Annotated in this window: 16 protein-coding genes and 1 tRNA gene; 7 read left to right on the top strand and 10 right to left on the bottom strand. The window is 73.3% G+C overall.

The annotated features are described in order from the left end of the window. Nucleotides 1–28: 28 nt before the first annotated feature. Nucleotides 29–2,140 (top strand): alpha-galactosidase, encoded by a 2,112-nt coding sequence (locus EUA98_RS13475; protein ID WP_242511505.1) that lies wholly within the window; start codon nt 29–31, stop codon nt 2,138–2,140. A 451-nt stretch (nt 2,141–2,591) separates the two neighbouring features. On the opposite strand, the gene EUA98_RS13470 is transcribed toward EUA98_RS13475, so the two are convergent. Both EUA98_RS13470 and EUA98_RS13465 read right to left on the bottom strand, forming a co-directional pair. Continuing rightward, nucleotides 2,592–2,665, bottom strand: a tRNA-Met gene (locus EUA98_RS13470). 81 nt (nt 2,666–2,746) lie between these two features. Continuing rightward, complete coding sequence (locus EUA98_RS13465; RefSeq protein ID WP_130103206.1) at nt 2,747–5,731, bottom strand: UPF0182 family membrane protein; 2,985 nt, start codon at nt 5,729–5,731, stop codon at nt 2,747–2,749. Between the two features lie 110 nt (nt 5,732–5,841). Here EUA98_RS13465 and EUA98_RS13460 point away from each other — a divergent pair, with 110 nt between their 5' ends. Continuing rightward, nucleotides 5,842–6,426, top strand: coding sequence for a PPA1309 family protein (locus EUA98_RS13460; protein ID WP_130103205.1), 585 nt, complete (start codon nt 5,842–5,844; stop codon nt 6,424–6,426). Nucleotides 6,427–6,436: 10 nt separating this feature from the next. Here the strand turns inward: EUA98_RS13460 and EUA98_RS13455 are convergent, their stop codons facing one another. Beyond that, nucleotides 6,437–7,639, bottom strand: a complete 1,203-nt coding sequence (locus EUA98_RS13455; protein WP_242511504.1) for a YlbL family protein — start codon at nt 7,637–7,639, stop codon at nt 6,437–6,439. 7 nt (nt 7,640–7,646) lie between these two features. Then, nucleotides 7,647–8,552, bottom strand: a complete 906-nt coding sequence (locus EUA98_RS13450; RefSeq protein WP_242511502.1) for an NAD-dependent epimerase/dehydratase family protein — start codon at nt 8,550–8,552, stop codon at nt 7,647–7,649. Between the two features lie 266 nt (nt 8,553–8,818). On the opposite strand from EUA98_RS13450, the gene EUA98_RS13445 reads away from it, so the two are divergent. Further along, on the top strand, nt 8,819–10,219 hold the full coding sequence (locus EUA98_RS13445) for a zinc-dependent metalloprotease (RefSeq protein ID WP_130103204.1): 1,401 nt from the start codon (nt 8,819–8,821) through the stop codon (nt 10,217–10,219). A 67-nt stretch (nt 10,220–10,286) separates the two neighbouring features. Here the strand turns inward: EUA98_RS13445 and EUA98_RS13440 are convergent, their stop codons facing one another. Beyond that, nucleotides 10,287–10,991, bottom strand: coding sequence for a M48 metallopeptidase family protein (locus tag EUA98_RS13440; RefSeq protein WP_130103203.1), 705 nt, complete (start codon nt 10,989–10,991; stop codon nt 10,287–10,289). A gap of 299 nt (nt 10,992–11,290) precedes the next feature. On the opposite strand from EUA98_RS13440, the gene EUA98_RS13435 reads away from it, so the two are divergent. Further along, nucleotides 11,291–11,452 (top strand): DUF5679 domain-containing protein, encoded by a 162-nt coding sequence (locus EUA98_RS13435; protein ID WP_130103202.1) that lies wholly within the window; start codon nt 11,291–11,293, stop codon nt 11,450–11,452. Nucleotides 11,453–11,564: 112 nt separating this feature from the next. Further along, complete coding sequence (locus tag EUA98_RS13430; RefSeq protein ID WP_130103201.1) at nt 11,565–12,668, top strand: ThiF family adenylyltransferase; 1,104 nt, start codon at nt 11,565–11,567, stop codon at nt 12,666–12,668. Here the strand turns inward: EUA98_RS13430 and EUA98_RS13425 are convergent. Together EUA98_RS13425 and EUA98_RS13420 are read right to left on the bottom strand one after the other, a co-directional pair. Then, nucleotides 12,665–13,033, bottom strand: a complete 369-nt coding sequence (locus EUA98_RS13425; RefSeq protein ID WP_130103200.1) for a WhiB family transcriptional regulator — start codon at nt 13,031–13,033, stop codon at nt 12,665–12,667. The two genes, EUA98_RS13430 and EUA98_RS13425, sit on opposite strands and share 4 nt — an antisense overlap. Before the next feature lie 420 nt (nt 13,034–13,453). Beyond that, entirely contained in the window at nt 13,454–15,457 is a 2,004-nt protein-coding gene (locus EUA98_RS13420; protein ID WP_130103199.1) for an ATP-dependent helicase, read from the bottom strand. A 212-nt stretch (nt 15,458–15,669) separates the two neighbouring features. On the opposite strand from EUA98_RS13420, the gene EUA98_RS13415 reads away from it, so the two are divergent. Beyond that, entirely contained in the window at nt 15,670–15,903 is a 234-nt protein-coding gene (locus tag EUA98_RS13415) for a mycoredoxin (protein ID WP_130103223.1), read from the top strand. 110 nt (nt 15,904–16,013) lie between these two features. On the opposite strand, the gene nudC is transcribed toward EUA98_RS13415, so the two are convergent. Further along, nucleotides 16,014–16,970, bottom strand: a complete 957-nt coding sequence (gene nudC, locus EUA98_RS13410; protein ID WP_130103198.1) for an NAD(+) diphosphatase — start codon at nt 16,968–16,970, stop codon at nt 16,014–16,016. 79 nt (nt 16,971–17,049) lie between these two features. Here nudC and EUA98_RS13405 point away from each other — a divergent pair, with 79 nt between their 5' ends. Then, complete coding sequence (locus tag EUA98_RS13405) at nt 17,050–17,997, top strand: macrolide 2'-phosphotransferase (protein ID WP_130103197.1); 948 nt, start codon at nt 17,050–17,052, stop codon at nt 17,995–17,997. 64 nt (nt 17,998–18,061) lie between these two features. Here the strand turns inward: EUA98_RS13405 and EUA98_RS13400 are convergent, their stop codons facing one another. Next, nucleotides 18,062–21,586 (bottom strand): ATP-dependent helicase, encoded by a 3,525-nt coding sequence (locus tag EUA98_RS13400; RefSeq protein ID WP_130103196.1) that lies wholly within the window; start codon nt 21,584–21,586, stop codon nt 18,062–18,064. After that, nucleotides 21,583–23,177, bottom strand: a 1,595-nt coding sequence (locus EUA98_RS13395; protein ID WP_130103195.1) for a PD-(D/E)XK nuclease family protein, incomplete at its 5' end; no start/stop codon positions are given. The genes EUA98_RS13400 and EUA98_RS13395, both read right to left, overlap by 4 nt.

Genomic DNA, 23,177 nt, shown 5'->3' with positions numbered 1-23,177 from the left:
GTTCAGTGTGCTGAGCCGGGATCGCGTCATGCTCGTTCTGGAGCACAAACAGGATTCGCCCGCCTCGGTGCTGCACTGGGGCGAGGATCTGGGGCCGCTCGACGACGGGCTGCTGGCCGACCTCTCCGCCGCGCAGAGCCGCGTCACGCCGCCTCAGACCGCCGAATCGGCGTTGCAGATACCGCTGGTTCCTCAAGAGTCAGACGGCTGGGCCGGCCGGCCTGCTCTGTCAGCCCGGCGCGACGGCTTACAGGTCTTTCCGCACTGGACGACCGTGCGGGTCACGGGCGGCGACGCGTCGTCGTCGCCGCAGCTCGCGCTTGAGCTTGAGGACGCGCGCAACGGGCTGACCCTGCGACTCGAGCTGGCCATCGAGCAAGGCGGTCTGGTCGCCCTCACGTCGACGCTCGAGAACTCCGCCAGCGGAGTTCTCGATGTCGATTGGCTCGAGGCCGTCCTGCCGGTGCCGAAGTCCGCCGACCACCTGACCTCGTTCTCCGGGCGGTGGACCAGGGAGAAGGCACCGCACACGACGAACATGCCCCGCGGCGCGACGGTTCGTCAGACACGGCGAGGCAGGAGCGGTCATGACGCGACCAACCTCTTCCTCGCATCTGAGGGCATCCCCCGGAATCGCAACGGGCGCTCTTGGGCCGTGCACCTGGGCTGGAGCGGCGACACAAGCTACCGCGTCGATCGGATGCCCGACGCCGTCACGCTCATCGGCGCCGGTGAGCTGCTGCGTGCGGGCGAGATCCGGCTCACGCAGGGCGAGCGCTACGTCACGCCGGTGAGCTACTTCGCCTGGTCATCGCGGGGACACGACGGCCTGTCCGCGCGCTTCCACAACTATCTGCGGTCCAGGCCCCAGCATCCTGCCTCTCCTCGTCCGCTCGTGCTGAACACCTGGGAGGCGGTCTACTTCGACCACGACCAGGAGGCGCTGTTCCGCCTCGCGGAGGTCGGGGCGCGCGTCGGCGTGGAGCGGTTCGTGCTCGACGACGGCTGGTTCCATTCCCGGCGCGACGACACCACCGGGCTCGGCGACTGGGTCGTCGACACGGAGGTGTGGCGTGACGGTCTCGGTCCGCTCGCCGATCACGTGCACGGCCTCGGGCTCGAGTTTGGCCTGTGGTTCGAGCCCGAGATGGTGAGCCTCGACTCCGACCTGGCCCGCGCGCACCCCGACTGGCTGCTGCACGCTCCCGATGCGCTGACGCCTCCCCCTGGTCTGTCGTGGCGCCACCAGTACGTGCTCGACCTAGCGAATCCTGGCGCCTTCGCCCACGTCTTCGGCCAGATCGACGCCCTCATCAGCGAGCTCGGCATCGACTTCATCAAGTGGGACCACAACCGCGACCTCGTCGATGCGGTGCACGACGGCCGCCCGGGCGGTCACCTTCAGACGCTGGCCGCCTACCGCCTCATCGATGAATTGAAGGCAGCGCATCCGGGGCTCGAGGTCGAGTCATGCTCGAGCGGTGGTGCCCGCACCGACCTCGGCATCATTTCGCGAACCGACCGGGTCTGGGCCAGCGACTCCAACGACCCTGTCGAGCGTCAGGACATTCAGCGCTGGACCCAGCTGCTGCTGCCTCCGGAGCTGGTCGGCGGCCATGTCGGGCCCGCGGAGGCCCACAGCTCAGGCCGTCACACCACCCTCGCCTACCGCATGGCAACGAGCCTGATGGGCTCGGCCGGTTTCGAATGGAACCTTCTCGAGTGCACCGACGACGAGCTTGAGGCGATTGCCCGCTGGTCGCAGCTCTACAAGGAGGTGCGCCACGTGATCTGCAACGGCGTGGTGGTTCACCCGGAAGTGGTCGATCCCGCACTGCGCGTGACCGGCTTCGTTCTGCCCGATGGCTCCGAAGCCCTCTTCAGCATCGCGACAGTTGCAGCATTGGAAGACGCGGTGCCGGAGCGCGTGCGGCTCGACGGCCTCGACCCCCGCACCCGCTACCGTCTGAGCGTGCGTGAGGAGGCGAGCGTGTGCCGTCAGGGTCTGGCCTCACCGCAATGGATGTCCGGGGCCGGCGTCCTGCTCACCGGGAGCATGCTTTCCGAAGTGGGCGTACAGATCCCACCGTTGTGGCCGGCTCAGGCGCTGGTGCTGCACCTGCGTGCCATCGAGGCATGACGTCCCTGCCTGATGACACCGGGTCAGAGCAACGGAGCCTGGACCTGAGCTAGCGCCCCCGCAGGCGTTGGCCGGTGCTGTCTACCCAGGGCCGTCCTGGATTCAGCCCTAGCCAGTCTCTGGCCGTACTGGCGTCGTAGGTCGATGACTTTGACACCGTGAATCATCGTCGCGCTCGGCTGGCGTGCGAGTCGTGGGGTGGCCGGAAAGGTCCGCCGTGAGCAACTGCGTACATACTGCGTACATCAGCGCTCCGGCTTTCCGACGTGTCGCGCACCAAATGATCAGCACCACATCGGTGGTCCGGGCCCAAAACCCACGGAAAACCCAGTAGTCATGCCCACGGACCTACCGGGACCCGAGGCTCCGTGCTGATGAAATGCGTACATCGAACATAAGAGACCCTCCCTCCCCGAAGGGAGAAAGGGCCTCTGACCTGCACTTTCATAAGTAGCGGGGGTAGGATTTGAACCTACGACCTCTGGGTTATGAGCCCAGCGAGCTACCGAGCTGCTCCACCCCGCGCCGCTGAAGCAACCCTACGTCACCCGGGCCGACCCTCCTAATCGAGGGTCGAACCGGGTGCCCGCAGGGTGCTTTCAGGTCCTAGCCGAGCTCGGCTTCAGCCGCGATGGCAGCCTCGAGTGCTGCCTGCAACTTGGCCTGCGATTCGCCGTACGCCGCGAAGTCGTTCGCGGCGAGCGCCGCCTGACCCTCCTGGATGGCCGCGTTGGCCTCGGCCAGGGCCGCGTCGAGCCGTTCACGGGCGGTCCCCGCGTCGGTGCCCGCAGGCGCATCGGGGGCCGGCGTGGTGGGCTCCGCGGTGGGCGCCGGCGTCTCCGTCGCGTCTGGGGTGTCGGTCGGCGGGGCGACCGGCCCCGTGTCCGGCGTCGTGTCGTTGACGTCGGCCCCGGAGTCGCCGCCGAACACCTGGTCCAGCGCCTCGCCGAGGGTGTCGGCGAACCCGATCGAGTCACCGAAGGCGACGAGCACCTTCTGCATCAGCGGGATCTGGGTGCCGCTCGACGACTGCACGTACACGGGCTGCACGTACAGCAGACCGCCGCCGACGGGCAGCGTCAGCAGGTTGCCGTGGATCACCGTCGAGTTTCCCTGCGCGAGCAGGTTGAGCGTCGTCGAGACGTCCGGGTTGGCGTCGAAGTTGTTCTGCACCTGCCCCGGGCCGGGGACCGTCGAGTTGCGGGGTAGCTCGAGCAGCCGCAGCTTCCCGTAGCCCTCGGCCGGCTTCCCGGCCACGTCCCCCGCCTCGGCGTCGGCCGCGAGGAAACCGGTGAGCACCTCGCGGGTGCCACCCTGCGGGATGTAGGTCGACGTGAGCGAGAACGCCGGGGTGTCCTGACCCGGCATCTGCAGCGTCAGGTAGTACGGCGGCTGGGCGACCGCGGCCGCCTGCGTCGGGTCGTTGGGCGTCGACCAGAAGTCCTGGCTGGTGTAGAAGTCGCCCGCGTCGTCGACGTGGTAGTTCGACAACAGGGTGCGCTGGACCTTGAACAGGTCCTCGGGGTAGCGGATGTGGCTCATGAGGTCACCGCTGATGTCCGAGATCGGCTTCATCGTGCCGGGGAAGACCTTCTGCCACGCCTGCAGCACCGGGTCCTCGGCGTCCCACGCGTACAGCGTGACCTCGCCCGTGTAGGCGTCGACCGTGGCCTTGACCGAGTTGCGGATGTAGTTCGCCGTCTGCGGGGCGAGCTCGGCGACCGTGGACGACCGCTGGGTGAGCGAGTCGACCGTCGCGTCGTCGAGCTGCGCGGAGGCCGAGTACGGGTAGCCGTCCGAGGTGGTGTAGCCGTCCACCATCCACACGACCTTGCCCTCGACGACGGCGGGATAGACCCGACCGTCGATCGTCAGGTACGGCGCGACCTTCTGCACGCGGTCGCGGGGGTCACGGTCGTACAGGATCTGCGACTCGGACGTGACGCGGTCGGAGAACAGCAGCTCCTCGTCACCGAACTTCAGCGCGTAGAGCAGCTTGTTGAACGCGTTGCCGACGCTGGGTCCGGCGTCGATGTCGGCGGTCGGGAACGTGGTGTTCTTCTGGCCGCCCGACTCGTCGTCCGGGTAGTCGAGCTCCCACGGGGTGGTGTCCTCGGGGGCGCCGACGATCGAGTAGCCGGGCGAGTTCTGCCCGAAGTAGATGCGCTCCTGGTACTCCCCGAGCTCGCCGGTCGAGGGGATGCCACCCTCGAAGTAGGCGGGCTGACCGTCGACGCTGGTGGTGTTGCCGAAGGCCGCGACCACGCCGAACCCGTGGGTGTAGACCGTGTGGTCGTTCACCCAGGTGCGCGCGCTCGTCGCGAGCCCGCCGAGGTTGAGCTCGCGGACGGCGATCACGGTGTCGCGCTTCTCGCCGTTGATCGTGTAGCGGTCGACGGACAGGGTGTCGGCGAAGTTGTAGTACTGCTTGTTCTGCTGCAGCTGACGGAACGACGGGCTCACGATCGCGGGGTCGAGCAGGCGGATGCTGGCGGCCGTCTCGGCGTCCTTGCGCAGCGCGCCCTCCGCAGCGTCCGTCGTGGCGGAGTACGGCGTGACCTCGATGTCGTCGAGGTCGAACGCCGTCTTTGTCGCGTCGATGTTGCGCTGGATGAACTCGGCCTCGAGCTCCTGGGCGTTGGGGACGACCTGGAACCGCTGCACGACGGCGGGGTAGATCCCGCCGATGGCGATCGCCGAGACCACCATGAGCCCGACGCCGATCGCGGGGATCCGCCAGTTGCCGCGCCGAGCGGTCACGAGGAACAGCACCGCGACGACGACGGCGACCACCGCGAGGATCCCCTTGGACGGGATCACCGCGTTGACGTCCGCGTAGGACGCGCCCTCGAACTTCTCTCCGGCCTTCGTCAGCATCGAGTACCGGTCGAGCCAATAGTTCGCCGCGATGAGCAGCAGGAACACCGCGGAGACGATCGAGAGCTGGACGCGGGCGGCCGTCGTGGTCTTGGGGCCGTCGCCGCCGATCCGGATCCCGCCGTACAGGTAGTGCGTCGCGAGCGTCGCGATCGCGGACAGGAACACCACGGCCATGAGGAACGAGACCACGAACCGCAGGCCGGGCAGCGTGAAGATGTAGAACGACAGGTCGATCCCGAACTGCGGGTCCTTCGTGCCGAACGACACCCCGTTCATCCACAGCTGGATCGTCGTCCACTGCTGGGACGCCGCCGCACCGGCGAACAGGCCGAGCAGGGCCGGTCCGGCGATCATGACGAGCTTGCGCAGCGGCTCGACGGCCTCGCGGTACTGGTCGAGGTTCGCCTGTTCCGGGGTCGACGGCGCATACACGGGCCGGGCGCGGTAGGCGATGTTCAGGCTGGCGGCGACCGCCCCGGCCATCAGGACGAAGCCGGCGACGAACAGCAGCCCACGCGTGAGCCACTCCGTCCGCAGCACGGTGAAGAAGCCGGTCTGGCTGAACCAGAGCACCTCGGTCCAGACCTGAGCCAGGACGAGGACCAGGACGACGATCGCCCCGAGCACGACGAGCGTGGGCGCCAGCGCGCCGCGGCGTTTACGCGCCCGTGGTGGTCCGGAAGGGCGGCGGGGCGGGGCAGTGAAGCTCACAGCGATGGGTTCCTCGTCGTTGACGGTGCGGTGGCCCGGCGTACCGGGTCTCCCCCGTGAACGCCTCGCCGTGGTCTGAGGTTCCCACACCCCGGTGCGACGATATCCCCATGACCTCCGAGCCGACCGACCCCGCCACCGCGCCCGAGCTGCCCGTCCTGCCGCGCTCCCAGATCGCGCTGGCCGACGCCGTCCGCGAGATCGAGCGGCACGTCGCCTCCGCCGGCTGGGACGGGCCGGTCCGGGTGTTCGCCCTGGTCGGCACGGCCCGGGCCCTGGCGACCTCGCCCGAGCTCGCCGTGCAGCTGACCGCCGAGGTCGTGTCCGCGGCCGAGGGCGACGACACGCACCTCACCTCCATCGAGCAGGAGGGCCTGCCGTCGGCCACCGACCTCGAGGAGCTCCTGGGCGGGATCACCTGGCCGCCGAGCGTGGAGGGGGCCGCGATCACCGTCGAGCGGGTGGTGCTGCCGCCCGCCGCCGAAGAGGCGATGCCCACCGACCAGGACGCCGCGCTCGCGTACCTGATGGGGCACCCGGACCGCCAGGACGTGCGGATCGCCGTCGGCGCCCTGCGCAACGGGGAGTCGTGGTCGGCCATCCGCACCCGCTCGAACGACGCCGACGACGCCGTCGCGATGGGTCCCAACCTGGTTCCCGGGCTGTTGGACGCCCTCTACGCGACGCTGACCTGACCGACCCGACTCAGCCCGCGGTGCAGGTCGCCAGGGACTCGCCGTCCCCGGCCCCGATCGCTTCGATGGCGGCGCGGGCCTCGGCCAGGGTCGCGACCCTGGCGACGTGCAGCCCGGCGGGGACGTGGCCCACCACCTCGTCGCAGTTGTCGGCGGGCGCGAGGAACCAGGTCGCGTCGTCCCGCCGGGCACCGACGAGCTTCTGCCGGATGCCGCCGATCGGTCCGACGGTGCCGTCGACGTCCATGGTCCCGGTCCCGGCGATGATCTGGCCGTTCACCTCGTCCTGCGGGGTGAGCTTGTCGATGATCCCGAGCGCGAACATGGTTCCCGCGCTGGGCCCGCCGATGTCCTCGATCTGGATCTTCACGTCCACGGGCAGCTCGAACGCGGGGTCGATGAACACGCCGAGCTGGCTGCCGCCGGTCTCGCGCTCACCGGTGACGATCTCGACGTCGAGCGGCGCACCGTCGCGCTCGATCCCGAGCGACACGTTCTGACCGGGCGCGATCTCGCCGAGGGCCTCGACCAGCTCGGTGTACGTCTCGACCGGGGCCCCCTCGAGCGCGACCAGCACATCGCCCTCCTGCACGACGCCGACCGCACCGGTGCCGTCGACCGTGCCCGCCACGACGAGCTTGGCCGGCACCGCGTACCCGAGCTCCTCGAGCGCCGCGACGGTGGCGTTCTCCTGGGAGGAGACCATCTCGGCGGCGTTCTCCTCGTCGATCTCGTCCTGGCTCCGGTCGGACGGGAACACGTTCTCGACGGGGCTGACGACCTTCGATCCCGAGATCCAGGCGTCGAGCACGGTGGGCAGCGTGACCGGGTAGCCCGGCCCGCCGGAGTACGACACCGTGGTGAGCCGCAGCTCCCCGGTCGACTCGAAGGTCGGCGCGTCGGAGATCTCGATCAGCGGGGTGCCGTCCTGCTCGCCGAGCGTGTTCCGCGTCGGCCCGGGGCCACCCACCGCGTAGGGCACCGGCACGAAGACCAGGGCCGCGAGCAGCGCCATGGTCGCGAGAACCGCGACGCTCAGGGTCACCGCGCGCGGGGTCTGCACCGGCCCCGAGTCGGTGGTGGCGTCGGTCGCGGCCGCGTCCACGGTCGCGTCCGCCGTGGCGTCGACGTCGGATCCGGCATCGGCCGGACCGGGTTTCGCGCGGTCGACGTCGGTGGGATCGGCGTCGGGACCGGTCAGCTGCTCAGGCACGACTCGATCATCCCCTACGCCGCCCTCGCGCCTGCCGCCAGACGGCTGCGGTGCTGAGGAAGGCGACCGCCGCCCCGGCCGCCCCGAGGGTGGCCGCGTCCCGCGCCCCGACCCGGCGCCCGGCCACCGCGAGCCGGCCGGAGCCGCTCTCGAGCAGCACCTCCAGGCACGCCACGCTGGTCCAGGCGGGCTCCCAGCCGGCGGCCCGGAGCCGGTCGCTCGCGACCGTCCAGGAGTAGACCGTGTACGCGAGCTCGCTCGACGGCGTCGGCAGCACCCCGACCCGGTGCAGGCGTTCGGCGGTCCCGAACGCGGTCACGGGGGCGAGCTCGATCCGGCGCAGCCCGGACGCCTTCTCGACCTGGGTCGGGCTGAGCACGTCACCGGCCCCCACCGTGAGCCCACCGGCCAGCCCGTGCCGCACCGCGTGCTCGGCCGCGGACGCGAGGTCGTCGACGTGCACGAACTGCCACTCGCGGACCGCGCCGCGCACCGTGAGCAGCCGCGGCGCCTCGAAGTGCCGGGTGATCATGGTGTCGATGCCCTCGCCGACCAGCGCGGCCGGGCGGAGCACGGTGACCAGCGGTGTGCGCCGTCGTCGTCCCCGCGTCACCACTGCCTCGAACGCGAGCAGGTCGCCGACCAGACCGTCGTCGGTCGTGATCAGCGGGGTGTCGTCGGTGATCACGGCCTGCCCGGGCGCGGCGCCGTAGACCATCGCCGAGCTGATCACCACCACGTGCCGGACCCCGGCTGCCCGGGCCGCGGTCAGCGTGCGCTGCAGGTGGATGACCCCGCCCCCGCGCCGTTCGGCCTCCGGTGTGCGCGTGTAGGCCGCGAAGTCGGACCGGTCCATCACCACCACGACGACGTCGGCCCCGGTGAGCCCGTCCTGCGGTGCGATCGCGGGCACCTCGTCGGTGTACCGCACGTCCCAGGTCGGGCGACCGTCGTCGCCGGGCGCGCGAACCAGGCCCCGACCGCGGCCGGAACCGTTCCGCGCCCCACGACCAGGACGGCGTCGTCGGGCCCGGGCGCGAGGTTCTCGCGCCTCCGTCCCGCGACCATGCTGCGCCGTGAGCGAACCTTGCCTGCTGCCATGCCCCTGCGCACCCTTCCGCGACGTCCGATGTGGTTACCGTGGACGGACCCGTGCCGGCCATTGTCCCAGGAGTCACCATGAACATCGAACCCCCGACCGGACCCAGCGACGAGCAGCCTCCGCAGTGGGAGGAGCTGCTGCGCACGATGTTCGGGGCCGACGCCGACGAGGCGATGCGGGAGCTTCGGGAGCGCGGCATGGATCCGGCCGCCATGGCCGCCGCCGCCGGCCTGCCCGACGACCCGCACATGCTCGGGATCGTGCTCGGGCAGGTCCAGAAGATGCTGGCGGAGTCCGGCTCGGGCCCGGTCAACTGGGACGTCGCGCACGACGTCGCCCGGCAGGCCGCGGTGGCCGAGGGCGACCCGTCCCTCACCCCCGGCCAGGTGCGCACCGCGCTCGAGGCCCTCTCGGTCGCCGAGCTCTGGCTCGACGCGGCGACCGACCTGCCGCCGGCCGGCGGCGTCGCCCGTGCCTGGAACCGGTCGGAATGGGTCGAGCACACGCTCCCGACCTGGCGCGCGCTCGCCGAGCCCGTCGCCACCTCGCTCTCGGCGGCCCTCGTGCGGGCGCTGGCTGACCAGCTGCCCGAGCAGCCGGAGGTCGGCGGTCCGATCGACCCGTCCCAGCTGATGCGCCAGCTCGGCTCGGCGGTGTTCGGCATGCAGGTCGGGCAGGCCGCGGGCACGCTGTCCCGGGAGGTCTTCGGGGCCACCGACATCGGGCTGCCGCTGCTGACCGAGGCGGCCACCGTGCTCGTCCCGACCAACGTGGCGGCGTTCGCCGAGGGGCTCGACGCCCCCGTGGAAGAGGTCCGCCTGTTCCTCGCGGTGCGGGAGGCGGCGCACGCGCGGCTGTTCACGCACGTGGCCTGGTTGCGCGGACACCTGCTCGGGATCGTCGACGCGTACGCGCGCGGGATCACGATCGACGTCGAGAGCCTCGAGGAGGCGGTCCGGGCGATCGACCCCACCGACGCCGCCGCCCTGCAGGGCGCCCTCTCGAGCGGCGTGTTCGCCCCCCAGGCGACCGACGCCCAGAAGGCCAACCTGCTGCGCCTCGAGACCGCGCTCGCGCTCGTGGAGGGGTGGGTGGACGAGGTCACCTCCGTCGCGACCCTCCCCCACCTGCCGCACGCCGTCGCGCTGCGCGAGATGATCCGCCGTCGCCGCGCCGCCGGCGGGCCGGCCGAGCAGATGTTCGCCACCCTGGTCGGGCTCGAGCTGCGCCCGCGTCGCTCGCGGGATGCGGCGACGCTGTGGGCCGAGATCACCCGGGCCGGCGGTCCGAGCGCGCGCGACGCCGTCTGGGGCCACCCCGACCTGCTGCCCACCCCCGAGGACCTGGACGACCCGACCGGGTACACGGCCCGGCGCGTCGCGGGTGAGGACGAGAGCGCCGAGATGGACCGCGCGCTGGCCGAGCTGCTCGGGGAGGAGCCCGGCGACACGCCGCGCGACCCGAGCGACCCGGCCTGACGGCTCGGACGGCTCGGCGGCTCGACGGCTCGACGGCTCGACGGCTCGACGGCCCGGCGAGGCGAGGTCAGGCCCGAGCGGAGCTGACGACCTCGCCGGGGTCGTCGGCGTCATCGGCGACCTCGTCGTCGGCGACCTCGTCATCGGCGACCTCGTCGTCGGCGACCTCGTCATCGGCGACCTCGTCGGCGTCGGCCGTGTCGGGCGGAGACTCGCCCGCCGGCGGCTCGGCCGCGTCGGCGTCGGGGTCCGGGTTGGCGAGCCGCTCCTCACCGAAGGTGACCCCTTCGAGGAAGCCGCGGGCCCGCTCGGTGCGCGGATAGGCGGCCAGCGCCTCCCAGAACTCGGGCCCGTGCCCCGCGTGCAGCAGATGGGTCAGCTCGTGCAGCACCACGTAGTCGATCACCCAGCGCGGCATGCCGCGCACCCGGGTGGAGATCCGGATCGTGCCCTCGGTGGGCGTGCACGAACCCCACCGTCGACCCTGGTTGGTCGACCAGTTGACGCTCACGGGCTTGGCTTGGCCGCGCAGGTACCGGGCCGACAGCTCGGCCGCCAGCGTGGTCAGCTCGTCGTCCGAGGGGCGCCGACGGCGTTCCTGATCGGCGAGCCGACCCACCATCCGGCGGACCCACTCCCGCTCCTGCGCGCGGGTGAACCGGGCCGGGATCGCCACCACGATCCGATCGCCGTCCCGGTAGGCGGTGACGGTGCGGAGTCGTTTGCGGCTCCGGCGGACCTCGACCGGGCCGACCGGATCTTGCGGGTTCACCCTTGGCACGCTAGCGCGCGGGAGTGCCCCGTGCCTGCAATTGGCTGTTCGGTCGACGCGCCGCGGCCCACGCTCACCCGTGCGCCAGCGGCCCGCCCGGCGTCCGACAACTGCGCAAACGGGCGTAACCGACCCCCAGAAGCGTGATCCGAACGGCGCGCCGCACCAGTTGGCACTCGAACCACCTCACGCGGCCACTATCGTGTCGGTGCACGGGAGCGTGCGGCCGATCCGGCCGCTCGGCCCCGGCCGTCGGCCGGCGAATCCTCGAACCGACGCACAGACATCGAACGGAGAACATGATGGCCGAGACATACAAGGGCGAGTTCTACTGCGTCAAGTGTAAGGAAAAGCGCGAGGCCGAGGGCGACGTCGTCATCTCCGAGTCCGGCCGCCGGATGGCCAAGGGCATCTGCCCCGTCTGCGGCACCAAGCTGAACCGGATCCTCGGCAAGGCCTGAGTCACCACACCGCAAGGGGCGGCCCGCGCGTCAGTCACTGACGCCGCGGGCCGCCCCTTTTGTGCGCCGTCCGGGCAAGGCCTGTGGACGAGCCCCGAGCCGGCGCGCCGCGATGCCAGGGTGGTTCCCGGCCGACGGGCCGACGCGGCCGGGCGCACCCGGCCCGAAGGGGCGGTTCTTCGTGCGGCTGCGGACGGGTCTGCGGGTGCTCTGGCGGGCCCGGGACGAGGTCCAGATCGGGACCGACCCGCGCTGGGCGGTCCGGCTGACCGACCTGAGCACCCCGGAGATCGAGCTGCTCCGCACGCTGGACGACGGCGCGACCGCCCGGGGGCTGCGCGCCCACGCCCGGGCCCTCGGGGTGACCGAGGCGCGCTGGGAGGCCCTGCGGGGCAGGCTCGATCAGGCCCAGGTGACCATGCCCGACGACGCCCGGGCTCGGCTGGCCGCCGGCGCCGTCCCCCCGGCGACGGGACCCGACGCTGCCACCTGGACGCGGGTGCTCGCGGACGGCGCGGGTCCCGCGCTGCTCGCCGGCCGCCGCGAGCGGACCGTCGGGCTGCTCGGGGCCGGTCGGCTCGGCCTGAGCATGGCGGTCACGCTCGCGGCGGCCGGGGTCGGCACCGTGCTGGTCGAGGACGACCTGCCGGTGCTGCCCGCGGACCTCGGCGTCGGCGGCTACACCCTGCGTGACCTGCAGACCCCCCGCCGCGAGGCCGCCGCCCGGGTGCTGCGCACGGTCGCGCCCGCCGTGTGCACCACGGGCCCGCCGGGGACCCGGCCGGACGTCATGGTGCTCGTCGAGCACGGCGCCGCCGACGCGTACCGGGGCCGGGTGCTGCTGTCGACGAGCGTGGTGCACCTGTCCGTCGTGGTCCGCGAGGCCGACGTGGTGGTCGGCCCGCTGGTCGTGCCGGGTGCCTCCGCGTGCCTGCGGTGCCTCGACCTGCACCGCACCGACGCCGACGGCCGGTGGCCCGCGGTGGCGGCGCAGCTCGCGGGGACCCGCGCCCCGGCCGGCGCCGGCGAGGAGTCGGTGCTCGCGGCGATCGCGGGCGCCCTGGCCGCCGGTCAGGTCCTCGCCCAGCTTGACGGCACCGGCCCCCGCACGCGCGGTGCGGCGTTCGAGATCGGCCTGCCGGACACGGTCCCCCGGGTGCGGGACTGGCCGGTGCACCCGGAGTGCGGGTGCACCGGCCTGGTCAGGACCCGCTAGGCGACGGCCTCCCCGGGAGCGTCCGCAACCACCTTGCGCGGACGGCCGCGCCCGCGCTTGGTCGCGACCACCTGGCCGGCGACGAACACCTCCCCGCCCCAGACCCCCCAGGGCTCGGCGCGTTCGAGCGCACCCTCGAGGCACCCGGCGCGCAGCGGGCAGCCGCGGCACAGCAGCTTGGCCTGCTCCACCTGGGCGGACTGCTCGGCGAACCAGAGCTCGGGGTCGCCGGTCTTGCACGGGATGAGACCGGCGATCAGCCGGTCGAACTGGGCACGGTCGTCGGTGACGTCGACCGCGGCCCTCGGTGGCCAGGGACCGGATCCGCCCTGACCGACTGTGTCGAGCAGCGAGGTGAGCCGCACGATGTCCTCCTGAGAAATTTCCGTTCGGGTGCGATGAGCAGGTAGATCGCGATCCGCGACCGGCCGCTCGCCGCCCCGATGGATCTCAGGGGCTCAGGGCAAGAAGAAGGCCGCGGTTTCCGATGTGGACTCCGCGGCCTGGGGGGAACTGATCAGTTCATCGAGTTCCTGCAGGGGGCAGAGCCAGACCGGCGCCGAAGGTGTCCGAGGACAGAGCTCCGCCGAGGGGTCGCTTCGAGGTGGCGGCGGGGGTACGCAGACCGAGGTGCGCAATATCTGCCGCATACGCCGTCAGATTCGGGTTCTTCACTTCGCTCCACCACCTCTCACGATCGGGCCCACGCCCTGCGGCGCGGCCCTCCTACAAGGACGGGTACCAACCTAGGGGCACCCGTCGCGGCTGCACAACGTATTTATCGATCAATCGCGAACCGGTCCGGCCACCATCGCCAGCAGGGTCGGGCCAAACCGGTCGATCTTGGCCGGGCCGATGCCCTTGACCTGCGCAAGCTCCGACATCGAGGCCGGCCGCTTCTCCGCGATGGCGGCCATCGTGGAGTCCGCGAGCACGGTGTACGCGGGCTTGTCCGTCTCGGTCGCGACCTGCGCGCGCCAGCCGCGCAACCGCTCGAACAGCTCGGTGTCGTAGTCGCCGGTCAGGGTCGTGCTCGCCACCGCCGGACGGGCCGACCCCGCCACGCGACGGCGCGTCCCGCCGTCCTCCGGCCACAGCCCGTCGAGGAACCGGGTGCGGCGGCGCGAGGCCCGCCCGCCGGGGTTCCTCGAGCGCGCGTAGGACAGCTCGAGGTGCTCGCGCGCCCGGGTGATCCCGACGTAGAGCAGGCGTCGCTCCTCGGCGACGGCGTCCTCCGTCTCCGCGAGCGAGATCGGCATGAGCCCCTCGCTCATCGAGGCGAGGAAGACGGCGTCCCACTCGAGCCCCTTGGCCGCGTGCAGCGACGCGAGCGTGACGCCCTCGACGGTCGGCGCGTGCTGGGCCGAGGCGCGCTCGTCGAGCTCGACGACGAGGTCGCGCAGCGTGGCCTGGTGCCGGGCCGACAGGTCCTCCGCGAGCGCCACCAGCGCCTGCATCGACTCCCACCGCTCGCGGGCCGCCCCCCGCGCGGCCGGCGGCCGCTCGGACCAGCCGACCGAGAGCAGGACGTTGCGCACGACGTCGGGCATGGGGGTGTCCGCGTCGGCGGCCCGGCCGGCGCCGCGCAGCAGGACCATGGCCTCGCGCACCTCGCGGCGGGCGAAGAACCGCTCGCCGCCCCGCACGAGGTACCCGATCCCGGCCGCGGCGAGGGCCTGCTCGAAGGCTTCGGACTGCGCGTTCGTGCGGTAGAGCACGGCGATCTCGCTGGCGTGCGTCCCGGCGGCGAGCAGGCGCCCGATCCGGGCGGCGATCCCGGCGGCCTCCGACTCGTCGTCGTCGTAGACGGTGAACCCGACCGGCGGCCCCGCCGGGCGCTGCGCGATGAGCTCGAGCGCCTGCGCGCCGCGCCGGCCGCGCTGGGCGATCAGGCGGTTGGCCAGCGCGACCACCTGGGGGGTGGACCGGTAGTCGCGGACCAGGCGGACCACCTGCGCCGTGGGGTGCGTCGTGGCGAAGGTCAGCAGGTGGTGCGGCGAGGCGCCGGTGAACGAGTAGATGGTCTGGCTCGGGTCGCCGACGACGCACAGCTCCTCCCGCCCGCCGAGCCACTGGTCGAGCAGGAACTGCTGCAGCGGGGAGACGTCCTGGTACTCGTCGACGACGAACCGTCGGTACTGCTCGCGCACCGCCTTGGCGACGTCGTGACGCGTGTTCAGCATGTCGGCGAGCATGAGCAGGACGTCTTCGAAGTCGATCACGCCGCGCTCGGTCTTCAGCTCCTCGTAGGCCGTGATCAGGCGGGCCACGGTCTGCCGGTCGTACCCGGCGGGCGCCGGCCGGTCGATCGCCGTCGTGGCCCGGACGTAGTCGTCCGCGGTGACGAGGGACACCTTGGACCACTCGACCTCGCTCGACAGGTCGCGGACCGCCACCCGGTCGACCGACAGCGAGAGCAGGTTCGCGGCCTGCGCGATGACCGGTGCCTTGTGCTCGAGGATGCGCGGCGGGGCGCCACCGACCACCTTGGGCCAGAAGAAGCTGAGCTGGCGCAGGGCGGCGGCGTGGAACGTGCGGGCCTGGACGCCGCCGACGCCGAGCTCCCGCAGCCGGGTGCGCATCTCCCCTGCGGCGCGGGCGGTGAAGGTCACCGCGAGGATCGAGGTCGGGGCGTAGACCCCGCTCTGCACGCCGTACGCGATGCGGTGCGTGATCGCCCGGGTCTTGCCCGTGCCGGCGCCCGCGAGGACGCACACGGGTCCGGTCAGGGCGAGCGCAACCGCCCGCTGGTCGGGGTCAAGGGCTTCGAGGATCTCGTCTGCTGACATCGCGACCATTCTCCCGCACCCCCACCCACACCCGCGGTCCGCTCGCGGGAACATCCGGGCCCCGATCGGGGTTTCGACCTGAGCGACACGTCGAGGATTGCCCTGCGGGGCCTGCGGCGAGGTCGGGTGCGGGCCGACCGGCGCGCACGACCCGGACCGCAGACGAGGACCCCTTGACCACGCAGAGCCTGCCCCTTGCCGGTGCCGTCACGATGTACTCCACCACCTGGTGCGGCTACTGCCGCCGGCTCAAGAGCCAGCTCGACTCCGCGGGGATCGGGTACACCGAGGTCAACATCGAGGAGCACGCGGACGCCGCCACGCTCGTGGAGCAGGCCAACGGCGGCAACCAGACCGTGCCGACGCTGCAGTTCCCGGACGGGTCGTGGGCGTCCAACCCGTCGCTCGCCGAGGTCCAGAAGCGCCTCGCGGTCGCCGTCAACTAGTCGCCGCACCGCAAGAGCGCGAGGCGAGGTAGTCCTTCCGCGCCGAGATCGTCAGTTCTGCCTGACTACCTCGGCGCGAACAGACGATCTCGGCGTTCGGCGGAGCCGGCTCAGGTGCCGGGCAGCTCGGCGCCGAACCACTCTTCGATGAGCACCCGGGCGATCGAGGCACGCATCGGCAGCAGGACCTCGCCCGCGGTGACCTGGGCGCCGAGCTCGGCCCGGGTGAACCAGCGGGCCTCGGTGATCTCGACGCCGTCGACCGTGATGTCCGTGGTCACGGCGCGGGCACGGAACGCCAGCATGAGGGACGCCGGGAACGGCCACGGCTGGCTGCCGCGGTAGCTCACCTCGCCGATGCGGACCGCGACCTCCTCGCCGACCTCGCGGCGCACGGCCTGCTCGATCCCCTCACCCGGTTCGACGTAGCCGGCGAGGGTCGAGAACCGGTTCTCGGGCCACTGCACCGCGTGCCCGAGCAGGATCCGGTCGGCGTCGTCGACCACGGCCATGATCACCGCGGGGTCCGTGCGCGGGTAGTGGTCGCTCTCGTCCGCCGGGCAGTGCCGCACCCAGCCCGCCTGCACGACGTCGGTCAGTCCCCCGCACCGCGGGCATCTCGGGTGGGTCTCGTGCCAGGCCGCGAGCGCGAGGGCCGTGGTGGCCAGGCCGGCGTCGCGCGCACCGAGCACCGCGCCGATGCGCCGCAGCTGTGACCACTGGCGGCCGGCGACCAGATCGGCCCCGGCCTCCAGCACGAACCCTTCGACGTCGACGATCTCGGCGCCCCGGTCGGCCAGCACGAGCGCGAGGTACGACGTCGCGTCGTCCGCCCCGAGGTACAGCCACCCGTGCGCGGGAAGCCCGGGACGGAGCACCGCGCTCGGGGGGAGCAGGTCCAGCGCGACCGCGTCCCCGGCGGACAGGGTCGCGACGAGTCCGCTGTGCACGAGCAGGACGCGGGTGGTGTCGTCCGCGAGCAGCCCCTCGACGAGGCCGGGCTGGGCCCGGCGCTCGGAGGCGCGGTCGACGGTGGCACGGGCAAGGGGAAGGTCGGTCCAGTCCACGGGCCTCACCGTACGCGGGCTCACGGACACGCCACGCGCACGCGACCCAATCCCCGCTAGCGGCACCTAGGCTGAACGGGTGTCTCGTTCACCCCTCGCGCTCGCCGCCCTTGCGACCGTCGCGATCCCCGGCCTCGACGCCGTCGACGTCTTCCGCCCGACCCCCACCGGGTCGGACTTCGACGTCGCGGTCGTCATCGACTCCTCCCGCCGGCGCTGGGTGGTCCGCTCCCCGACGCGTCCGGCCGCCGGCGCCGCGCTCGAGGCCGAGGTGGCCCTGCTCGAGCAGATCGCGGAGCAGGTCGACGGCGGACACCTCCCGTTCGCCGTGCCGCGTCCGATCGGCTTCGCCCACCTGCCCGAGGGCGGCCGCGCCGTCGTGCACGCCGAGCTCACCGGGCGGCCGCTGCGGCTCGAGACGCTCGTCCCCGGACCCGGCCTCGCCGCCTCCCTCGGACGCGCCCTCGCCGCGTTGCACCAGCTGCCCGTGGACCTCGTCGAGCAGGTCGGCCTGCCGACGTACGACGCCGCCGCCTACCGCGAACGACGCCTGTCCGAGGTCGACGAGGCCGCGCGCACCGGCAAGGTCCCGGCCTCGCTGCTGCGCCGGTGGGAGGGGCTGCTCGAGGACGTCGCGATGTGGCGCTTCCAGCCGACCGTGGTGCACGGCGACCTCTCCGCGGAGCACGTGCTCACCGACGGCCGGACCGTCACCGGGCTGCTCGGCTGGGGCGACGCGAAGGTCGCGGACCCCGCTGACGACCTCGCCTGGTTGCTCGTCGCCGCACCCCAGTACGCCGTCGAGTCGATCATGGAGGCCTATCACCTGGGCCGCACCGAGCTCACCGACCCGCACCTGACCGAGCGCGCCCAGCTCGCCGGCGAGCTCGCCCTGGCCCGCTGGCTCCTGTACGGCGTGCGGACCGGTGACCGTGAGGTCATCGACGACGCCGTGCAGATGCTCGAGGAGCTCGACGCCCACACGGCCGAGGCCCCCGCAGCCGCGGACGAGGCCCTGCCCAGCTGAATCGCTGACGGGCGGTTCCACTGCCGCCCACCGCAGTCAGGTCGTCGCAGTGAGGTCGTCGCCGTCAGGTCGTCGCGTCGCGCAGCAGCGCCTCGATCCCGGCCTCGTCGAGCAACCGTTCGGGGGTCACCGTCAGGCCCGCCCCGACGTAGCAGAACGCGGCGTCGACCCGGGCGAGGGGCAGCCCCGACCAGCGCGACCACGCGAGCCGGTAGACCGCGAGCTGGACCTCCCGGGTGCGCGCCGCGGCCTCGTCGAGCGGGGGCCGGCCCGTCTTCCAGTCGACGACCACGACGCCGCCGTCGGGCGCGCTGAACACCGCGTCGATCCGGCACCGCAGCACGTAGCCCGCCACCGGCGTCTCGATGTCGACCTCGACCGCGACCGGGGTGCGACCGGCCCAGGGGGTCGCGAGGAACGCCGCACGCAGGTCCGCCAGGCTCCCGTCGACGGCCACCGAGTCGTCGTCGGCGCCGGGCAGGGACTCGACGTCGACCAGGCTCGCCGAGCCGTAGTACTGCTCGACCCAGGCGTGGAACGCCGTGCCGCGGCGTGCCTGCACCGACGGCTCGAGCGGGACCGGTCGGCGCAGCGCGTGCGCGAAGGCCTGCGGATCGGCCGCGAGCCGGACCACGGCCGACGCCGACAGGTGCGCGGGCAGCTCGACGCCGCCCGCCGGGGCGGCCACCCGCGCCCGCTCCTCGAGCAGCAGCGTGGCGGTCCGGGTCAGCGGTGAGGGCGTCGGAGGTGCGGGCGTCGGAGGTGCGGAGGTCGGATCCGGGCCGACGGCGACCGTGCGCCCGGCCGCCAGCTCGGCATCGACGGCGGCGGCGGCCGCGGTGACGTGCGCCCGGCGGTCCCCCGGGCCGAACGGGTCGGTGGGCCACCCCTGGGTGACCGGCTCGGCCGTGCGCGGGTTGGCGGCGTCGTCGTCGGGTCGATCCGCCCAGCCGTCGGTGCGCACGAGCCCGGCGTCGACCAGCTCGGCCAGGAACAGCGACGGCGGCTGGGGATCTTGCCGATCGAGCCACCACGAGCCGGACAGGAGCAGCGCCCGGCGGGCGCGGGTGAACGCGACGTAGGCGAGCCGGCGCTCCTCGGCGACCTGGTGGGCGCCGATGGCGGAGCGCAGCTGCTCACGGCGCACGTCGAGGTCCTTCTGGTCGACGGCGTCGGCCACCGCCCACACGGGCAGCTCCGCGGCGTCCCCGCGCAGCGGGTAGGGCAGCGTTCCGAGCCCGCCGAGCCACCCGCTCTCGCGCGGGCCGTGCTTGCCGGAGGTCGCCGTCGACGGCAGGACGCCGTCGGTGAGGCCGGGCACGGCGACGACGTCCCACTCGAGCCCCTTCGCCGCGTGCACCGTGATCAGCTGGACGGCGTCCGGGTCCGGTTCGGCCAGCGGCCGCTCGAGGCCCCGCTCCTCGCTGGCCGCCGCGTCGAGCCAGGCGAGGAATGCGCCGAGGGTCGGGGTGTCGGCGCCGTCGGAGAACTGCACCGCCACGTCGCGGAACGCGTCCAGGTGCGCGCGGGCGCGACCGGGGCTCACCCCGGGGCGCGAGGCCACCTCGATGTCGAGGCCGAGCAGCCGTTCCGCCTCGCCCACCAGCTCCGACAGGGACAGGTAGGTGTGCGACCGCAGCGTGCGCAGCAGGTCCGCCAGGTCCACCAGCCGCCCGTGGGCCGCGTCGGTGAGGTGCCGCCCGGTCCGGCTGCGCCACCCGCGCCTCGGCAGGTCGTCGAGCGCGTCGACGATGCTGCGTTCGTCGACGACGTCACCCTCCACGAGGTCCCGGTCCACGCGGTCCCGCTCCGCGCTTTCCGGCTTCGCGCTTTCCGGCTCCGCCGCCGGTGCGCTGCCCCGCACGGGCCGCGGCGGGCCGCCGCGCGAGTCCGCGAGCTCGCCCGCCCAGGCCGCGAGCGCGTGCAGGTCGGCGATCCCCAACCGGGTCCGCGCGCCCGTGAGCAGCCGGATCAACGCGTCCCCGCGAGACGGGTCGTGCGCGACCCGCAGCGCCGCCACCAGGTCGACCACCTCCGGGGTCTGCAGCAGCCCGCCGAGACCGACGACCTCGACCGGCAGCCCGGCGGCGCGCAGGGCGGTCTCGAGCGCGGCGAACTGGGACCGCTTGCGGCACAGCACCGCCGCGGTCACGCGCCCCGAGGTGGCGTGGTTCGGGCGCCAGTGGTCCTTGACGAACCGCGCGACCGCCGCGGCTTCGAGCTCGATCGTGATCGCGTAGACGCCGTACACCGCACCGGGGCCGGCGCCAGGGCGAGCCTCGAGCTGCGGGACCTGCACCCGGGTGGGCGCCGACTCCGCCGCAGCCGCAGACGATGCGGCAGACGACGCAGCCACCAACGACGACGCAGCCGCTATCGACCCAGCCGCCATCGACGCAGCCGGTTCGACAGCCCGCGCGCGCAGCGGCGCGGCGACGAGGTTGGCGGCGGCCAGGATGGCCCGGTCGTTGCGCCAGGAGGTGGCCAGGAACCGCACCGGAGCGGGCTGCGGACCGTCGACGGTGAGAACCGGGAACCGGTCCGGGAACCGCTCGAGCCCGCCCGCGCTCGCGCCGCGCCAGCCGTAGATGGACTGGTGCGGGTCGCCGACGGCCGTCACCGGGTGCCCCCCGCCGAACAGCGCGGACAGCAGCTCGAGCTGCGCGTGCGAGGTGTCCTGGTACTCGTCGAGCAGCACGACCCGGAACCGGTCGCGCTCGGTCTGCCCGACCGCCTCGACCTCGCGGGCGAGCCGGGCGGCGATCGAGACCTGATCGCCGAAGTCGATGACGTCCGCGTCCCGCTTGCGGCGGCGGTACGCGATCACGAGCTCCAGCAGCCGGCCGCGCTCCGCGAGGGACCTGATCACCTTGCCGGTCGCCGCGTACGGGCCCTTCTTGGCGCCCGCGTCCGGGACCGCGAGCAGCTCCTCGATCATCGCCTCGATCTGCGTGGACGCCGCGTCGGGCTCCAGCAGGTGCTCGGCGAGCGCGCCGGAGAGCGAAAGGACCGCCTGCACGATCGACGACGTCGCGGCGTCGGTCGCCAGATCCCCCGCCCAGGTCTCGACGACCTCGGTCGCGAGCTGCCACTGACCGGCCTCCCGCAGCAGGCGCGACGTCGGCTCGATGCCGAGCCGGAGCGCGTGGTCGGTCACGAGCGACGCCGCGTACGAGTTGTAGGTCGCCACCGTCGGCCGGGCGAGGTCGAGCCCGGGTCGACGGTCACTGCCCCGATCGGGGCCCTGGTTCGAGCCCCGATCGGGGCCCTGATGCGAGCCGCGGTCTGGGCCCTGTTGCGAGCCATGCGCGGGCCGCACCGCGGCGAGCCGGCGCAGGCGCAGCCGGATCCGGTCGCCCAGCTCGCCGGCGGCCTTGCGGGTGAAGGTCAGGCCGAGCACCTGTTCGGGCACGACCAGGCCGTTGGCGATCAGCCACACCACGCGCGCGGCCATCGTCTCGGTCTTGCCCGAGCCGGCGCCGGCGACCACGAGGAGCGGGCTGAGCGGGGACTCGATGATCTCGACCTGGTCGGCGGTCGGCGCGGCGCGGCCGAGCAGCTCGGCGATCCGGACGGCGGAGAGGGTCACTCGACCACCTGGCGTCCCTCACCGTGCAGCGGGCAGCTCGTGCGCACCGGGCACATCGGGCACAGGTCGTTCAGGCATGCGGTGAACGCCGAGGACGCCATGGTCACCGCGACGCCCTCGATCATCGTGCGGGCCCACGTCGGCGAGTCGGTCTCGGGCCCGAGCCCGCTCTGGGCGCGCACGGTCGGGCCCTTGGAGATGTCGCCGACGAACACCAGCTGGGCGCCGGCGCTCCGGGTTCCCGGCGCGAGCCCTTCGAACGCCCCGCCGTCGACCGCGAGCTGGTAGGCCCCCAGCTGCGGGTTCTGGGCCGTCTCGGTCGCGCTGGGAGCGCGCTTGCCCGTCTTGAGGTCGACGACGCGCACGGCGCCCTCGCCGACGTCCTCGAGCCGGTCGACGACGCCGCGCAGCAGCGCCCGGTCGAGCTCGAGACTGAACGGCGCCTCGCGCAGCACCGCCTCCCCCGCACCCTTGAGGTACTCCGCCAGCCGACCGATCATGCGCTCGGCGCGTCGGCGCTCGGCGACCGCGGGCCAGCCGTCCCGCAGCCCGAGCTCTCGCCAGCGGCGGTCCAGCTCCTCCAGCAGCTCACCCTCGGTCCCGGCCGGGAAGTCCTGGGCGATGGAGTGCACGAGCGTGCCGAGCGTCTGGCTCGTCCCGTCCGCCGCCGTGCCGCCGGCGGCCTCGAGGGCCCAGCGCAGCGCGCAGGTGCTGACCGTCTCCGCCTTCGACGGCGAGACCGGCACGAGCTCGTCCGGGGCCCACAGCGCCGTGGCGCTCGACTCGTCGGCCAGGCCGTACCACTCGCGCGGGTCGGCGCCCGCGACCCCCTCCGCCGCGAGCCGGGCGAGCAGCTGCGCGGCGCCACGGTCGGGGGCGGCTGGGCCGGACCCGGCGGACCCCGGTGCGGCCAGGCTCCCCTCGAGCTGCGAGCGCAGCGCACCCACCAGCCCGCGCAGGTCCATCGGCACCGGCGCTGCCACGAGGCGCGGGTCGCGCTCCTCGTCAGCCGGGTCGTCGCCGGGCCGCTGCACCAGGTCGACGAACGCCGACGGCTGCTCGTCGGCGTCGGCCACGGCCGTGACCAGCAACGTGCCGCGGGCGCGGGAGGTCGCCACGGCGAACGACCGCAGCTCGTCGGCGAGGACCGCGGCCCGGGCCTGCGCGCCGGCGCCGGCCGCATCCGGGGACCGACCCGCCAGCAGGTCGGCCAGGGACTGCGACCCGAGCAGCGAATCCCGCAGCCGCAGGTCCGGCCAGGTGCCGTCCTGGACCCCGGCCACCACGACGACGTCCCACTCGCGGCCGGCCGCGCCGGCGGGGGTGAGCACGGCGACGGAGTCGCGGCTGGCCGCCCGCGCCGCCAGGCTGTCGGCGGGCAGGTCCTGGGACTGCAGGTAGTCGAGGAACGCGCGCGCGGGGGCCTGCGGCAGCCGGTCGACGAACGTCTCGGCCGCGCGGAACAGCGCGAGCACCGCGTCGAGGTCGCGGTCCGCCCGGGCACCGCCGGCCCCGCCTGCGAGGGCGGCCCGCCGCCAGCCCTCGGCCAGGTCGGCGCTCGACCACAGGGCCCACAGGACGGTCTGCGCGC

Source organism: Pengzhenrongella frigida, from assembly GCF_004168625.1.
Classification (GTDB): Bacteria; Actinomycetota; Actinomycetes; order Actinomycetales; family Cellulomonadaceae; genus Pengzhenrongella; species Pengzhenrongella frigida.
The sequence above is the reverse complement of the archived record's forward strand: the minus strand, read 5'-3'. Positions and strand labels throughout refer to the sequence as shown.

Bases quoted from the DNA above. Each gene is read 5' to 3' on its own strand.
- EUA98_RS13475 (WP_242511505.1), top strand. From the start codon at position 29: ATGCTCGTTCTGGAGCACAAACAGGATTCGCCCGCCTCGGTGCTGCAC.
- EUA98_RS13460 (WP_130103205.1), top strand. From the start codon at position 5,842: ATGACCTCCGAGCCGACCGACCCCGCCACCGCGCCCGAGCTGCCCGTC.
- EUA98_RS13445 (WP_130103204.1), top strand. From the start codon at position 8,819: ATGAACATCGAACCCCCGACCGGACCCAGCGACGAGCAGCCTCCGCAG.
- EUA98_RS13435 (WP_130103202.1), top strand. From the start codon at position 11,291: ATGATGGCCGAGACATACAAGGGCGAGTTCTACTGCGTCAAGTGTAAG.
- EUA98_RS13430 (WP_130103201.1), top strand. From the start codon at position 11,565: ATGCCAGGGTGGTTCCCGGCCGACGGGCCGACGCGGCCGGGCGCACCC.
- EUA98_RS13420 (WP_130103199.1), bottom strand. From the start codon at position 15,457: ATGTCAGCAGACGAGATCCTCGAAGCCCTTGACCCCGACCAGCGGGCG.
- EUA98_RS13415 (WP_130103223.1), top strand. From the start codon at position 15,670: ATGTACTCCACCACCTGGTGCGGCTACTGCCGCCGGCTCAAGAGCCAG.